Annotated in this window: 17 protein-coding genes; 11 read left to right on the top strand and 6 right to left on the bottom strand. The window is 53.6% G+C overall.

Annotated elements, in window-relative coordinates; translation table 11 throughout:
• Positions 1-45 precede the first annotated feature (45 nt).
• Positions 46-228, top strand: coding sequence for a YoaH family protein (locus Q5705_15665; protein WLI76017.1), 183 nt, complete (start codon positions 46-48; stop codon positions 226-228).
• Here the strand turns inward: Q5705_15665 and Q5705_15660 are convergent, their stop codons facing one another.
• On the bottom strand, positions 229-573 hold the full coding sequence (locus Q5705_15660) for a RidA family protein (GenBank protein WLI76016.1): 345 nt from the start codon (positions 571-573) through the stop codon (positions 229-231).
• Between the two features lie 111 nt (positions 574-684).
• Here Q5705_15660 and Q5705_15655 point away from each other — a divergent pair, with 111 nt between their 5' ends.
• The 5 genes from Q5705_15655 (at position 685) to rnd (ending at position 7,065) form a co-directional block, all read left to right on the top strand.
• Positions 685-2,595 carry an ATP-dependent DNA helicase gene (locus Q5705_15655; protein WLI76015.1) on the top strand — a complete coding sequence of 637 codons (1,911 nt, stop codon included), beginning with the start codon at positions 685-687 and terminating at the stop codon, positions 2,593-2,595.
• 58 nt (positions 2,596-2,653) lie between these two features.
• Positions 2,654-3,352 (top strand): tRNA (adenosine(37)-N6)-threonylcarbamoyltransferase complex dimerization subunit type 1 TsaB, encoded by a 699-nt coding sequence (gene tsaB, locus Q5705_15650; GenBank protein ID WLI76014.1) that lies wholly within the window; start codon positions 2,654-2,656, stop codon positions 3,350-3,352.
• A gap of 36 nt (positions 3,353-3,388) precedes the next feature.
• Positions 3,389-3,976 carry a Slp family lipoprotein gene (locus Q5705_15645; GenBank protein WLI76013.1) on the top strand — a complete coding sequence of 196 codons (588 nt, stop codon included), beginning with the start codon at positions 3,389-3,391 and terminating at the stop codon, positions 3,974-3,976.
• Between the two features lie 205 nt (positions 3,977-4,181).
• The gene (fadD, locus tag Q5705_15640; protein WLI76012.1) at positions 4,182-5,867 is read left to right on the top strand and encodes a long-chain-fatty-acid--CoA ligase FadD; all 1,686 of its coding nucleotides are present in this window, start codon (positions 4,182-4,184) and stop codon (positions 5,865-5,867) included.
• A gap of 70 nt (positions 5,868-5,937) precedes the next feature.
• A complete protein-coding gene (rnd, locus tag Q5705_15635; protein WLI76011.1) occupies positions 5,938-7,065 on the top strand; it encodes a ribonuclease D in 1,128 nt (375 codons plus the stop codon).
• An 88-nt stretch (positions 7,066-7,153) separates the two neighbouring features.
• Here the strand turns inward: rnd and minE are convergent, their stop codons facing one another.
• Genes minE through minC form a run of 3 tightly spaced genes read right to left on the bottom strand, consistent with a single transcriptional unit; the run spans position 7,154 to position 8,951 of the window.
• Positions 7,154-7,420 carry a cell division topological specificity factor MinE gene (minE, locus tag Q5705_15630; GenBank protein WLI76010.1) on the bottom strand — a complete coding sequence of 89 codons (267 nt, stop codon included), beginning with the start codon at positions 7,418-7,420 and terminating at the stop codon, positions 7,154-7,156.
• 3 nt (positions 7,421-7,423) lie between these two features.
• On the bottom strand, positions 7,424-8,236 hold the full coding sequence (minD, locus tag Q5705_15625; GenBank protein WLI76009.1) for a septum site-determining protein MinD: 813 nt from the start codon (positions 8,234-8,236) through the stop codon (positions 7,424-7,426).
• Between the two features lie 22 nt (positions 8,237-8,258).
• The gene (minC, locus tag Q5705_15620) at positions 8,259-8,951 is read right to left on the bottom strand and encodes a septum site-determining protein MinC (protein WLI79041.1); all 693 of its coding nucleotides are present in this window, start codon (positions 8,949-8,951) and stop codon (positions 8,259-8,261) included.
• A 122-nt stretch (positions 8,952-9,073) separates the two neighbouring features.
• Between minC and Q5705_15615 the strand changes: the two genes are divergently transcribed.
• From Q5705_15615 to Q5705_15605, 3 genes are all read left to right on the top strand, one after another.
• Positions 9,074-9,349 (top strand): YcgL domain-containing protein, encoded by a 276-nt coding sequence (locus Q5705_15615; GenBank protein ID WLI76008.1) that lies wholly within the window; start codon positions 9,074-9,076, stop codon positions 9,347-9,349.
• A 148-nt stretch (positions 9,350-9,497) separates the two neighbouring features.
• A complete protein-coding gene (locus tag Q5705_15610) occupies positions 9,498-10,157 on the top strand; it encodes a fumarylacetoacetate hydrolase family protein (protein ID WLI76007.1) in 660 nt (219 codons plus the stop codon).
• A gap of 93 nt (positions 10,158-10,250) precedes the next feature.
• Positions 10,251-10,697, top strand: a complete 447-nt coding sequence (locus Q5705_15605; GenBank protein WLI76006.1) for a YcgN family cysteine cluster protein — start codon at positions 10,251-10,253, stop codon at positions 10,695-10,697.
• Between the two features lie 48 nt (positions 10,698-10,745).
• Here the strand turns inward: Q5705_15605 and dsbB are convergent, their stop codons facing one another.
• Positions 10,746-11,276, bottom strand: a complete 531-nt coding sequence (gene dsbB, locus Q5705_15600) for a disulfide bond formation protein DsbB (protein ID WLI76005.1) — start codon at positions 11,274-11,276, stop codon at positions 10,746-10,748.
• A 299-nt stretch (positions 11,277-11,575) separates the two neighbouring features.
• On the opposite strand from dsbB, the gene fadR reads away from it, so the two are divergent.
• A complete protein-coding gene (fadR, locus tag Q5705_15595; GenBank protein WLI76004.1) occupies positions 11,576-12,295 on the top strand; it encodes a fatty acid metabolism transcriptional regulator FadR in 720 nt (239 codons plus the stop codon).
• Positions 12,296-12,332: 37 nt separating this feature from the next.
• Here the strand turns inward: fadR and Q5705_15590 are convergent, their stop codons facing one another.
• Complete coding sequence (locus Q5705_15590) at positions 12,333-13,865, bottom strand: SpoVR family protein (GenBank protein ID WLI76003.1); 1,533 nt, start codon at positions 13,863-13,865, stop codon at positions 12,333-12,335.
• 319 nt (positions 13,866-14,184) lie between these two features.
• Here Q5705_15590 and Q5705_15585 point away from each other — a divergent pair, with 319 nt between their 5' ends.
• Positions 14,185-15,486, top strand: coding sequence for a D-amino acid dehydrogenase (locus Q5705_15585; GenBank protein ID WLI76002.1), 1,302 nt, complete (start codon positions 14,185-14,187; stop codon positions 15,484-15,486).
• Positions 15,487-15,494: the final 8 nt, after the last annotated feature.

Raw genomic sequence — 15,494 nt, 5'->3', positions numbered from 1 at the left:
AGACGCGTGAAATAATTAGCGCCGTCAATTTATCAGGAGTTCACCATGTTTGCAGGTTTACCGTCCCTCAGTCACGAGCAGCAGCAAAAAGCGGTGGAACGTATCCAGGAACTAATGGCCGGCGGAATGAGTAGCGGGCAGGCGATTACGCAGGTCGCGCAAGAGCTACGCGCCAGCCATACCGGCGAGCGGATCGTGGCGCGCTTTGAAGATGAAGACGATGAGTAATTACACCGCGGCGATGATTTTGATCTCCACTTTATAGCGCGGGTTCATCAGCTTCGCCTGCACGGTACAGCGCACCGGTGCGTGACCGGCAACAACCCAGGCGTCCCAGGCTTTATTCATCGCGGCAAAGTCGTCGCTGTTGGCAAGAAAAATTGTGGCATCAAGAATGCGGGACTTATCGCTGCCTTGCTGCGCTAAAATAGCGTCGATTTGCGCCAGCGTATTGGTCGTTTGCTCGAACGCATCGGCGTCCAGGTTTTCCGGCACGCCGGTGTAATACAAGGTCTGGTTGTGAATCACCGCATCAGACCAGCGGGCTTGCGCATCAATACGCACAATAGTCATAACTTTTCCTTCCTCTTTTCCATTCGTCGCGGGCAAGAGTGCCATAAAAACCCGGCTGGCGTAAATCCGCACACCCTGACATAATCACTGGCGATTTAACCAGGGGGTAGTGTGACGGACGATTTTGCAACAGATGGCAAACTTGCCAAAGCGATACCGGGATTCAAACCGCGCGAACCGCAACGCCAGATGGCCGATGCCGTCACCGACGCGATTACAAAAACGCAGCCGCTGGTGGTCGAAGCGGGAACCGGTACCGGTAAAACCTACGCTTACCTTGCCCCCGCGTTACGTGCCGGTAAAAAAGTCATTATCTCTACCGGTTCGAAAGCCCTCCAGGATCAGCTTTACAGCCGCGATCTACCGACGGTTGCCACCGCACTGGAATTTACCGGCCGCACAGCGCTGCTGAAAGGGCGCTCCAACTACCTCTGTATCGAACGTCTTGAACAACAAGCGCTGGCCGGGGGCGATCTGCCGGTGCAGACCCTCAGCGATGTGATCCTGCTGCGCTCCTGGGCCAACCAGACCAAAGACGGGGATATCAGCACCTGCGTCAGCGTGGCGGAAGACTCTCAGGCCTGGCCGCTGGTCACCAGCACCAACGACAACTGTCTGGGCAGCGACTGCCCGATGTACAAAGACTGTTTTGTGGTGAAGGCGCGTAAAAAAGCGATGGACGCCGATGTCGTGGTGGTCAACCACCATCTTTTTCTTGCCGATATGGTGGTGAAAGAGAGCGGGTTCGGCGAGCTTATCCCGGAAGCGGAGGTGATGATTTTTGACGAAGCGCACCAGCTCCCGGATATCGCCAGCCAGTATTTTGGTCAATCCCTGTCCAGCCGCCAACTGCTCGATCTGGCAAAAGATTTCACCATCGCTTATCGCACTGAATTAAAAGATACCGCGCAGTTGCAGAAATGCGCCGATCGGCTGGCACAAAGCACCCAGGATTTTCGTTTACAGCTCGGTGAGCCGGGTTATCGCGGCAACTTACGCGAGCTGCTGGCTAATGCGCATATCCAGCGCGCCTTGTTGCTGCTTGATGACGCCCTTGAGCTCTGCTACGACGTGGCGAAACTTTCGCTCGGGCGTTCCGCATTGCTGGATGCCGCGTTCGAGCGCGCCACGTTGTATCGTACACGCCTCAAACGTTTAAAAGAGATCAACCAGCCCGGTTACAGCTACTGGTATGAATGCACGTCGCGCAACTTTACGCTGGCGTTAACGCCGCTGACGGTGGCGGACAAATTTAAAGAGGTGATGGCGCAGAAGAAGGGCAGTTGGATCTTCACCTCTGCAACGTTATCGGTGAATGATGAATTGCATCACTTCACCGCACGGCTGGGGATTGATGAGGCCGAATCGCTGCTGTTGCCGAGCCCCTTTGATTACCAGCGCCAGGCGCTGCTTTGCGTACCGCGCAATCTGCCGCAAACCAACCAGCCCGGCGCGGCGCGTCAACTGGCGGCGATGCTCCGCCCGATGATTGAAGCCAACAATGGCCGCTGCTTTATGCTCTGCACGTCCCACGCCATGATGCGCGATCTTGCCGAACAATTTCGCGCTACCATGAGTTTGCCGGTTCTCCTGCAAGGTGAAACCAGCAAAGGTCAACTGCTCCAGCAATTTGTCAGCGCCGGTAACGCGCTGTTGGTGGCGACCAGCAGTTTCTGGGAAGGTGTTGATGTGCGCGGCGATACGCTCTCGTTGGTTATCATCGACAAACTGCCGTTCACCTCGCCGGACGATCCGTTACTGAAAGCGCGCATGGAAGATTGCCGCCTGCGGGGAGGCGATCCGTTTGATGACGTGCAATTACCCGACGCGGTTATCACCCTGAAACAGGGCGTTGGCCGCCTGATCCGTGATACTGACGATCGCGGTGTACTGGTGATTTGCGATAACCGGCTGGTGATGCGCCCGTACGGCGCGGTGTTCCTCGCCAGCCTGCCGCCCGCGCCGCGCACGCGCGATATCCGGCGCGCGGTGGATTTTCTTGCTGCTCCCCCGGCGCAGTAATTTGCTGCGGACTGTGGTAAGATGCGCGCCATTTTGTTGAAAGTGGACTGCTATACCCATGCGAATTCTGGCTATTGATACCGCCACAGAAGCCTGTTCTGTTGCCCTGTGCAACGATGGTACAACCTTCGCTCACTTCGAACTTTGCCCTCGCGAACATACGCAACGCATCCTGCCGCTGGTCCGGGATGTGCTGGGCGATGCTGAACTAAAATTACATGAACTTGATGCGCTTGCCTTTGGTCGCGGCCCCGGCAGTTTTACCGGCGTACGCATTGGTATTGGTATTGCGCAAGGTCTGGCGCTCGGCGCGGAACTGCCGATGATCGGCGTTTCGACGCTCGCGACGATGGCGCAAGGTGCCTGGCGTAAAACGGGCGCAACCCGCGTGCTGGCCGCAATTGATGCGCGCATGGGGGAAGTTTACTGGGCTGAGTATCAGCGTGATGCAGACGGTGTCTGGCAGGGTGAAGAGACAGAAGCGGTGCTCAAACCCGACGCGGTAAGTGAGCGTCTGCAACAGCTTGACGGCAACTGGGCGACGGTCGGCACTGGCTGGCCCGCATGGCCGGATATGGCGGCTACTAATAGCGCAGTGACGTTAACCGATGGCGAAATCCTGCTTCCGGCAGCGGAAGATATGTTGCCCATTGCCCGCCAACTCCTCGCCGCGCAGAAAACGGTCGCTGTCGAGCATGCCGAGCCGGTTTATTTGCGTAACGAAGTGGCGTGGAAGAAACTTCCAGGTCGTGAATGAATCTCAGTAGTACCAACTGAGTTAAGGGGTCGCATCATGGCGAGTCAAAAAAGAGTTATGCGCTGGTTGCTGGCAGGGCTGGCAACGGCGGTGTTAAGTGGTTGTGTTACTGTGCCTGACGCGATTAAAGGATCCAGTGCGACACCGCAGGAAGATCTTGTCCGGGTAATGAATGCGCCGTCGCTGTATGTCGGCCAGGAAGCGCGCTTCGGCGGCAAAGTGATTGATATTCAGAATCAGCAGGGGAAAACCCGGCTGGAAATCGCCTCCGTACCGCTTGATAGCGGAGCCCGCCCGGTGCTGGGTGAAGCGTCTGTTGGGCGCATCTATGCGGATGTGAACGGCTTCCTCGACCCGGTTGATTTCCGTAATCAACTGGTCACGGTGGTCGGCTCAATCACCGGCACCGTCGACGGTAAAGTCGGTAACGCGCCCTACAAATTTATGGTGATGCAGGTTAACGGCTACAAACGCTGGCACTTAGCCCAGCAGGTCATGTTGCCGCCGCAGCCGATCGATCCCTGGTTCTGGGGCGCTGGGCCGCATCCCTGGCGTACAGGGTACGGCGCGTGGGGCTGGTATCCACCTGAGCCTGCCCGCGTTCAGACGGTCGTGACAGAGTAATTTCTTGTTTTCTCAGGAAAAATGAACAGCGGCCAGGCCGCTGTTTTTGTATTGGTTGATTTATAAGAAAAATAATTAGTGACGCGCTTCGCAACCTTCCATTCGGTTAATTTCTAAACTGGTACGCTGAGTTAATATTATGTTAATGACTTGTTTGTGAATTGGGGTTGCGATGACACGAAATACTCATTTTAGAGGTGATGCATTGAAGAAGGTTTGGTTAAATCGTTATCCCGCCGATGTGCCAGCGGAGATCAACCCCGACCGTTATCAATCCCTGGTTGAATTATTTGAGCACTCCACCACCCGCTATGCCGATCAGCCCGCGTTTATCAATATGGGCGAAGTGATGACGTTCCGTAAACTGGAAGAGCGTAGCCGCGCGTTTGCCGCCTATCTTCAGCAAGGGCTCGGGTTACAGAAGGGCGATCGCGTCGCGTTAATGATGCCAAACCTGCTGCAATATCCCGTTGCGCTGTTTGGCATTTTGCGTGCAGGCATGATTGTGGTGAATGTGAACCCGCTCTACACCCCGCGCGAACTGGAACATCAACTCAACGACAGCGGCGCAGCGGCGATTGTTATCGTCTCCAACTTTGCCCACACGCTGGAAAAAGTGGTTGATAAAACGCAGGTGCGCCACGTGATTCTGACGCGCATGGGCGATCAGCTCTCCACGGCGAAAGGCACGCTGGTGAACTTTGTCGTGAAATACGTTAAACGGCTGGTACCGAAATACCATCTGCCGGATGCTATCTCATTTCGCCGGGCGCTGCATAACGGCTACCGTATGCAGTATGTCAAACCTGAAGTGGTCGCCGATGACCTGGCGTTTCTGCAATATACCGGCGGGACGACGGGCGTGGCGAAAGGGGCGATGCTGACCCACCGCAATATGCTGGCTAACCTTGAACAGGTAAATGCGACCTACGGGCCATTATTGCGCTGTGGTAAAGAGCTGGTGGTCACCGCACTGCCGCTGTATCACATTTTCGCCCTGACCATGAACTGCCTGCTGTTTATCGAACTCGGCGGGCAAAATTTGCTTATCACCAACCCGCGCGATATTCCGGGGCTGGTAAAAGAGCTCAGCAAATATCCGTTTACCGCCATGACCGGCGTGAACACGCTGTTTAATGCGCTGCTGAACAATGACGAGTTTACGAAGCTCGACTTCTCCTCGTTGCATCTCTCGGCCGGTGGCGGGATGCCGGTGCAACAGGCGGTCGCCGAACGCTGGATAAAACTGACCGGGCAATATCTGCTGGAAGGTTATGGCCTGACGGAGTGTGCGCCGCTGGTTAGCGTTAACCCGCATGATATTGACTATCACAGCGGCAGTATTGGTCTGCCTGTACCGTCGACGGAAGCCAAACTGGTTGATGACGACGATAATGAAGTGCCGCATGGCGAACCGGGCGAACTGTGCGTGAAAGGGCCGCAGGTGATGCTGGGTTACTGGCAGCGACCTGACGCGACGGATGAGATCCTGCGCGATGGCTGGTTGCACACCGGCGATATTGCGGTGATGGACGATGAAGGCTTTCTGCGTATTGTTGACCGCAAAAAAGATATGATTCTGGTCTCCGGTTTTAATGTCTATCCGAATGAAATCGAAGATGTGGTGATGCAACATTCGGGCGTGAAAGAGGTGGCGGCGGTCGGCGTACCTTCTACAAACAGCGGCGAAGCAGTGAAACTCTTTGTGGTGAAAAAAGAGGCTTCTCTGAGTGAAGAGGCGCTGATCGCTTTTTGCCGCCGACAACTGACCGGTTACAAGGTGCCGAAGCAGGTTGAATTCCGCGATGAGCTGCCAAAATCAAACGTGGGTAAGATTTTGCGGCGAGAATTGCGTGACGAAGCGCGCGGCAAAGTGGACAATACCGCCTGAGCTATGGTTAGCCTTGCGAACGCCGGTTAAGCCGGCGTTTTTTATGGGCGCAAACTGAAGAGAAAATGATTTGAATTACCAGATGATAACGTCGAACGACGCGCTGGCGACGCTGTGTGAAGCCGCCAGTACGTTTCCAGCCATTGCCCTGGATACCGAATTTGTCCGTACCCGCACTTACTATCCGCAACTGGGGCTGATTCAGCTGTATGACGGCGAACGTGTGGCGCTGATCGATCCGCTGACCATCACCGACTGGACGCCGTTTCGCGACTTGCTCATCAATACTGCCGTGACGAAATATCTGCACGCGGGAAGCGAAGATCTGGAGGTTTTCCTTAACGCTTTTGGTGTACAGCCGCAACCGATGATCGACACGCAAATCCTCGCCGCCTTTTGTGGTCGCCCGCTCTCCTGGGGATTTGCCGCGATGGTGGAAGAGTTCACCGGGCTGGTGATTGATAAAAGCGAATCCCGCACCGACTGGCTGGCGCGCCCGTTGACTGAACGTCAGTGTGATTACGCCGCCGCCGACGTCTGGTACTTATTGCCGATAGCCGGCAAGCTGATGGCGGAAACGGAACAGGTGGGCAGGCTTGACGCCGCGCTCGATGAGTGTCGCCTGATGATGCAACGCCGCCTGGAGGTGTTGGCACCGGAAGAGGCGTGGCGTGAAATCACCAACGCCTGGCAGTTGCGTACGCGCCAGCTTGCCTGTTTACAATTGCTGGCCGGCTGGCGTCTGCGTAAAGCCCGCGAGCGCGACCTGGCGGTGAACTTTGTGGTGCGGGAAGAGAATCTGTGGGCCGTTGCGCGTTATCTGCCGGGCAGCATGGGCGAGCTGGACAGCATCGGCCTTTCCGGCAGCGAAATCCGCTTTCACGGTAAAACTCTGCTGGCGCTGGTTGCCCAGGCGCAGGCGCTACCGGAAGACGCTCTGCCGGAACCGCTGCTCAACCTGATGGATATGCCGGGTTATCGTAAAGCCTTTAAAGCCATTAAAGCGCTGGTGCAGAGTATTAGTGAAAAGGAAAACATTAGCGCGGAGTTGCTGGCATCCCGTCGTCAGATTAATCAGTTATTAAACTGGCACTGGAAACTGAAACCGCAAAACGCACTGCCGGAATTAATTAGCGGCTGGCGCGGGGAAGTGATGGCCGATCAGCTAAAAACACTATTAGCAGAATACCCGCGGTAAAGACTGTAAATAATTACAGTGTATTTATCGAATAAACAAAAAAGGCAGAAACCATTCTGCCTTTTTTTATTGCCGGAAATAGCGGAATTTATTTCGTTTCTTCTGCTTCCGGCAGTGTGACGTTAAGTTCCAGAATGGAAATATCGTCCCCTTTTTGTTCCAGTTGCACTGTCACCATTTCCGGATCAATTTGCACGTATTTGCAAATTACTTCCAGGATATCCCGCTTTAACTGCGGTAAATAATGCGGTTCAGCGTCACTGCGGCGGCGTTCTGCAACGATAATTTGCAGGCGCTCTTTAGCGATGTTGGCGGTATTCTTTTTTCTGGAGAGAAAAAAGTCGAGTAATGCCATAACTTATCCTCCGAACAGGCGTTTGAGGAAACCTTTCTTCTCTTCTTCAACGAAGCGGAAAGGACGATCTTCTCCCAGCAGGCGATCCACGGCATCGGCATAGGCTTTGCCAGCGTCAGCGTCGGTATCCAGAATAACCGGTTCACCCTGGTTTGACGCGCGCAACACAGACTGATCCTCCGGGATCACGCCAATCAATTTGATGCGCAGGATTTCCAGCACATCTTCCATGCTCAACATGTCACCACGGTTAACGCGGCCTGGGTTGTAGCGGGTCAGCAGCAGGTGCTCTTTGATCGGTTCGTCACCGTTTTCAGCACGACGCGATTTGGAAGCGAGAATGCCGAGGATGCGGTCAGAGTCACGCACGGACGACACTTCCGGGTTGGTGGTGATAATGGCTTCATCGGCGAAGTAGAGCGCCATCAGCGCGCCAGTTTCGATGCCAGCCGGGGAGTCACAGACGATGAAATCGAAATCCATTTTTTTCAGATCTTCGAGCACTTTGTCGACGCCTTCGCGGGTGAGGGCGTCTTTGTCGCGCGTCTGTGACGCCGGGAGAATATAGAGATTCTCAGTGCGTTTATCTTTGATTAACGCCTGGTTCAGTGTTGCGTCGCCCTGGATGACGTTAACGAAGTCGTACACAACGCGGCGTTCGCAGCCCATGATCAAATCAAGGTTGCGTAGCCCAATATCGAAGTCGATAACGACCGTTTTCTTGCCCTTTTGGGCTAAACCAGTAGCGATGGCCGCGCTGGAGGTGGTCTTGCCAACGCCCCCTTTACCCGAAGTAACAACAATAATGCGTGCCATAGGAGTTCCTTGTTAAAAGGGCTTAATTTAAGGGTTGAACTGTCAAAGCATTACCCGCCAGTTGCAGGCGTGCCGCTTTGCCATAAAATTCGGCCGGGATTTGATCGCTCAGCCAGTATTCCCCCGCGATGGAGACCAGCTCCGGCGTGAGATGTGTGCAAAATATTTGTGTGTCTTTATCACCGCTCGCACCCGCCAGCGCACGGCCGCGCATCATGCCGTAGACGTGAATATTGCCATCGGCGATTAATTCTGCGCCAGCGCTAACGTGGTTGGTAACAATTAGATCACAATTTGGGGCATAAATGCGCTGTCCGGAACGTACCGGGGCATCAATCAATCGTGTTTTTGTGATCGGAGTAGCAACTGACACTGGTTCAGGGGCTGCCGCTTTGCGTGGCGCTTTCTCTTTACCTTCCGTCAGTATGGGAAACCCGGCACGTTCGATTTCCGCTTTCAGTTCAACGTCTTTACAGCCGCTGATACCGACAACGTGCAGGCCTGTTGCGGCAATGCTCTGCTGAAGCTGGGGCCAGTTAATCGGGCCTTCCAGCGCGGAGACATTCACAACAACGGGAGCATGTTGCAAAAACGCAGGAGCCTGAGCGATTTTGTCTTCTAACGCCTGACGAATAACCTCGGGTTTTGCATCATGCAAGTGAACCACGGATAAGGTAAAACTACTGCCTTTTAGCTCGATGGGCGTATTTGACATCCTGACCTTACTCATTTTGCTATAAACACCCGAAAACGGGGTGATATTCTGAAGACTACCTGGCATGTTATAGTCCCTGTTATATTCAGGCAAGTAACCACCCGCTAATTCCGAGTAAAAGTATGTTTTGTGTGATCTATCGAAGTACCCGACGTGAACAGACTTATCTGTATGTTGAAAAAAGGGACGACTTTTCCCGCGTGCCCGAAACATTAATGCAAAGTTTCGGCCAGCCACAGCTGGCGATGATTTTGCCCCTCGACGGCAGTAAAAAGCTGGCGGGTGCGGATCTGGAAAAGGTTAAAGAATCTTTAACGACCCAGGGCTATTATTTACAGCTTCCTCCGCCGCAGGAAAATTTATTGAAACAACATCTCGCCGCCAGCGGTAAAGAATAAACGTGCAGACTGATAACGGCGGAATTTTCCGCCGTTTCTTTTTTCTACCTTCGACGACACAACGCACATTTTGACATTTGACAAACCGCCGGACGGCGCGGATAGTCATTTTTCGCTCATGTTCAATGTGTTACCGGAGGGGCTGTACATGTATCAACATCATAACTGGCAGGGCGCTCTGCTGGATTTCCCGGTGAGTAAAGTGGTTTGCGTTGGCAGCAACTATGCGAAGCATATTAAAGAGATGGGGAGCGCCACCCCGGAAGAGCCGGTGTTGTTTATCAAACCCGAAACGGCACTCTGCGATCTTCGCCAGCCACTGGCACTGCCGCAGGATTTCGGTTCGGTTCATCATGAAGTGGAACTGGCGGTGTTGATCGGCGCATCCCTGCGCCAGGCCACCGAAGAGCATGTCCGTAAAGCCATTGCCGGTTATGGCGTGGCGCTGGATCTCACGTTGCGCGATCTGCAAGGTAAAATGAAGAAAGCAGGGCAGCCGTGGGAAAAAGCAAAAGGGTTTGATAACTCATGCCCGATTTCCGGTTTTATCCCGACGGCGGAGTTTACCGGCGATCCGCAAAACACCTCGCTTGGCTTGAAAATCAACGGCGAAGCCCGTCAGCAAGGCACCACCGCCGATATGATCCATAAAATCGTGCCGCTGATTGCTTATATGAGCCGTTTCTTCACCCTGAAAGCCGGGGATGTGATCCTGACCGGTACGCCAGAAGGTGTTGGCCCGCTGAGCAGTGGTGATGAACTGGAGGTCAGTTTTAACGGTCTTTCACTCACTACCCGCGTTCTTTGACGCAGTTTGCCGCCTTTATCGGGCGGCAAAACTTGCATCCGCATGCCAGACTGGTTATAAGGTGCACCCTGGTTTTCAATGGCGGATTTTATTATGAGCGACACTCCTTTCTGGCAAAGCAAAACTCTCGACCAAATGACGGACGCGGAGTGGGAGTCGCTGTGTGATGGCTGCGGACAGTGTTGCCTGCATAAATTGATGGATGAAGACACCGACGAAATTTACTTCACCAACGTTGCCTGCCGCCAGTTGAATATCAAAACCTGTCAATGCCGCAACTATGAACGTCGTTTCGAGTTCGAGCCAGATTGCATCAAACTGACCCGCGAGAATTTACCCACTTTCGAATGGCTACCGCCAAGCTGCGCTTATCGTTTGCTGGCAGAAGGAAAAGCATTGCCTGTCTGGCACCCGCTGCGTACCGGTTCAAAAGCGGCGATGCACGCCGAACGTATTTCTGTTCGCCATATTGCTGTTAAAGAATCAGAAGTTCGCGACTGGCAGGATCACATTCTGAACAAACCTGAGTGGGCGGATTGACTATCGGCCCGGCATGTAAAACAAAAACGCTCCCGAAGGAGCGTTCTCTTAGCGACCAAACAGATCGCGTTTTTTCGGTTTGAACGGCTGGGCAATCAGCACCAACAGCGCCACCACCAGATAAGCGACAAAAATCCCCAACAGCCATTGCGGCATATCCAGCGTCAGAAACTCCCACTGACGTTGTGCGCAGTCGCCGGATGCCACAAAGACCTGCGGCAGCCATTTGTTCAGCGGAAGCCATGTCGGGAAACGCGCGGCAAAATCGCAAGTCAGGAAGGGGGAGGGATGGAGTTGAATCATGGTGTGTTCCCACGCAAGCTGGATGCCGCGCCAGGCGCTGTAGATCCAGATTGCAAGGGCAATAAAACGAAGCGGCGTTTTCGGTGCAATTGCACCTACAAGACCTGCGCCCATTACGCCAAATAGCGCGCAGCGTTCATAAATACACAAAACGCAGGGCTTCAGCAGCATGACATGCTGGAACCACAGCGCAACCATTTCAAGCGCAAACGCCGTCAGTGCCATCAAGAGCCAGGCACCGCGCCCACGTGAGCACTTGTTCAAATATCGCAACATAATCATTTCCCTGGAAGATGCGTAGAAAAAGCAGTGTAAACGAAATCAAAGCCGAGGCCACTAGCGCACACGCAAAATAATGCGTAATCGAATGTTTAGCATGTGAAAAGTGAAAATGAACCCCAGAAAAAGGGCACGAATTATTTCGAATGAAAGGGGTATTTGCACAAATCATAAGCGAGGCAAATTCGCCAAAATGACGCATCGATCCCCTTTTTTCTTCTCGCCCTACGCTACCTGCTCTGGACTCCCTCTGGTATGATGAGTGTCCTTTGCTTAGCTGTATTATGGATATCTCTATGGTTATTAAGGCGCAGAGCCCGGCGGGTTTCGCAGAAGAGTACATCATTGAAAGTATATGGAATTGTCGCTTTCCTCCGGGTTCGATCCTTCCTGCCGAGCGCGAGCTATCTGAGCTGATTGGCGTCACACGCACCACACTACGTGAGGTTTTGCAGCGTCTTGCTCGCGATGGCTGGCTGACGATTCAGCACGGCAAGCCGACGAAAGTGAACAATTTCTGGGAAACGTCGGGGCTGAATATCCTGGAAACGCTGGCGCGGCTGGATCACGAAAGTGTTCCGCAACTGATCGACAATCTTTTGTCCGTTCGCACCAATATTTCCACCATCTTCATTCGTACGGCGTTTCGTCAGCATCCCGAGGATGCCTTAAAAGTACTGGCCAGCGCGCGTGAAGTGGAAGACCATGCCGACGCGTTTGCTGAGCTGGACTACAGCATTTTCCGTGGCCTGGCATTCGCCTCCGGCAACCCGATCTATGGTCTGATTCTGAACGGGATGAAAGGGCTGTATACCCGCATTGGCCGCCATTACTTCTCCAGCCCTGAAGCCCGCAGCCTGGCGCTCGGCTTCTATCATCAACTGGCGGAAGTGTGCGAGCATGCGCAGCACGATAAGGTTTACGAACTGGTGCGTCGCTACGGCCACGAAAGCGGCGAGATTTGGCACCGCATGCAGAAAACGATGCCCGGGGATTTAGCGCTCCAGAGCCGGTAAGCATAAAAAAGCCCTCTGCAACCAGAGGGCTTTTTCGTTACAGGCTATTTGTGCGCGAAGGGCAGCGATCCAGCAACTCGACGCTGCCATCTTCATTTTGCTGCTCCAGTAACACATCAAACCCCCACAGACGGTGCACATGTTTGAGCACTTCGCGGCGGCCTTTATCCAACGGTGCACGGTTGTGCGGGATGTAACGCAGCGTCAGCGAACGGTCGCCGCGCAAATCCACATTCCACACCTGAATGTTCGGTTCAAGGTTACTGAGATTGTATTGCGAGGAGAGTTTCGAGCGGATTTCCCGATAACCCTCTTCGTTATGAATGGCGCTAATTTCCAGATAATTGTTGCGATCGTCATCCAGCACGGTGAAGAAGCGGAAATCACGCATGATTTTCGGCGACATAAACTGGCTGATAAAACTCTCATCTTTGAAGTCGCGCATAGCGAAATGCACGGTTTCCAGCCAGTCCGAACCGGCGATATCCGGGAACCAATAACGATCTTCTTCCGTGGGCGACTGGCAAATCCGCTTAATATCCTGGAACATGGCAAAGCCCAGCGCATATGGGTTGATGCCGCTGTACCAAGGGCTGTTATAGGGCGGCTGGAACACCACATTGGTATGGCTGTGCAGGAACTCAAGCATAAACCTGTCGGTCACTTTGCCTTCGTCATACAAGTGGTTAAGGATGGTGTAGTGCCAGAACGTCGCCCAGCCTTCGTTCATCACCTGGGTCTGTTTCTGCGGATAAAAATACTGGCTGACCTTGCGTACAATGCGCAAGATCTCGCGCTGCCATGGCTCCAGCAATGGCGCATTCTTCTCCATAAAATAGAGCAGGTTTTCCTGCGGCTCAGCGGGGTAGCGACGCGCTTCGGCGATGGTTATCTCTTCTTCGCGTTTTGGCAGCGTGCGCCACAGCATGTTCACCTGGCTTTGCAGATACTCTTCGCGGCTTTTCTGCCGGGCTTTCTCCTCCTGCAATGAGATTTTTTGCGGGCGCTTATAGCGATCGACACCGTAATTCATCAGCGCATGGCAGGAATCGAGCAGTTTTTCCACTTCGTCCACGCCGTATCGCTCTTCGCAATCCGTAATGTATTTACGCGCGAAGATCAGGTAATCGACGATTGAGCTGGCGTCAGTCCAACTGCGGAACAGGTAGTTATTTTTGAAAAACGAGTTATGCCCGTAGCAGGCGTGTGCCATCACCAGCGCCTGCATGGTAATGGTGTTCTCTTCCATCAAATAGGCGATACAGGGGTTAGAGTTAATAACGATTTCATAAGCGAGCCCCTGCTGGCCATGTTTGTACAGCCGTTCGGTTTCAATAAACTTTTTACCAAACGACCAGTGAGGGTAATTAATGGGCATACCGACGCTGGAGTAGGCATCCATCATCTGCTCGGAGGTGATCACTTCGATTTGATGCGGATAGGTATCCAGCCGGTAAAGTTTCGCCACCCGGTCAATCTCTGCCAGGTAAACATCCAGCAGATCGAAAGTCCAGTCGGGTCCATCGCTCAGACGAATAGAATCCTGATTCATTGAGTCAATCGTAGCCATTAGCGCGCCCTCATTGTTAACGACACTCTCTGTATGGAGTGTCTCATTTCAAGCATAGAACACCCATTTCAAACTGTACGCCAGGCAAAGCGATTTCTTCGCGATTTTTCTGTGTATCAACTGCGTGAATTGTCATGTCTACGAAATATTATTCTGCGGCGAAATGACCCGTAGCAGGAGATGCTAATTAATGGCAGGCCTGATGAGGCGCAGAGGCTGTGAGGAAGGTCACCATAAAAAAGCCATATGTTGAATAATATTTTCATCTGAGTTATCAATTTGTAATTAGATGATTGTGCTTTACTCACGGGAGAGGGATATGCGAGTCGTTGTTTTAGGCAGTGGCGTGGTAGGGGTTGCCAGCGCCTGGTATTTACGTCAGGCCGGGCATGACGTCACAGTAATTGATCGCCAGGCCGGTCCGGCGCAGGAAACCAGTGCGGGGAACGCCGGACAAATTTCTCCCGGCTATGCCGCACCGTGGGCGGCACCCGGTGTGCCACTCAAAGCCATCAAATGGATGTTCCAGCGTCACGCGCCACTGGCTATTAGCCTTGATGGCTCTTCATCCCAGCTTAAATGGATGTGGCAGATGCTGCGTAACTGCGACACCCGGCACTATATGGAAAACAAAGGGCGCATGGTGCGTCTGGCTGAATATAGCCGTGATTGCCTGAAACTGCTCCGTGAAACCACCGGCATTCAGTATGAAGGGCGGCAGGGCGGCACGCTGCAACTGTTCCGCACCGCCGAGCAGTATGAAAACGCCACCCGTGATATTGCGGTATTACAGGATGCCGGTGTGCCTTATCAGTTGCTGGAGTCCGCGCGGCTGGCGGAAGTTGAACCCGCGCTGGCGGAAGTGGCGCATAAACTCACAGGCGGCTTACGCCTGCCCAATGATGAAACCGGCGACTGCCAGCTTTTCACCCAACAATTGGCGAACATGGCCGAACAGGCAGGCGTCGTGTTTCGTTTCAATACGCCGGTGGATCGCCTGCTGTATGAAGGCGAAAAAATTTATGGCGTGAAATGCGGGGAAGAGGTCGTCAAAGCTGATGCGTACGTGATGGCGTTTGGTTCCTGGTCTACCGCGTTGTTAAAAGGCATTGTGGATATTCCGGTTTACCCGCTTAAAGGCTATTCCCTGACCATTCCGGTTGCGCAGGAAGATGGCGCGCCAGTTTCCACTATCCTTGATGAGACATACAAAATTGCTATCACGCGTTTTGACCAGCGTATCCGCGTAGGCGGCATGGCGGAAATCGTAGGCTTTAATACCGAACTGCTGCAACCGCGGCGCGAAACGCTGGAGATGGTGGTGCGCGATCTGTTCCCACGTGGTGGACATGTTGAACAGGCGACATTCTGGACTGGCCTGCGTCCAATGACACCGGATGGCACGCCGGTCGTGGGCCGCACGCCGTATAAAAATTTATGGCTGAATACCGGTCACGGCACGCTGGGCTGGACGATGGCCTGCGGCTCCGGTCAGTTGCTGAGTGACTTAATGTCCGGCAAAACGCCCGCCATCGCCGCAGACGATCTTAGTGTCGCGCGTTATCTGCCTGGCTTTGTCCCTGCGCGGGCGCAACACTTACATGGCGTCCATAACTCATAAAAGGAACA

Source organism: Kosakonia sp. H02 (genome assembly GCA_030704225.1).
Lineage (GTDB): Bacteria > Pseudomonadota > Gammaproteobacteria > Enterobacterales > Enterobacteriaceae > Kosakonia.
Note: the sequence above shows the minus strand (reverse complement) of the source record. Positions and strands in the feature narration are given on the sequence as shown.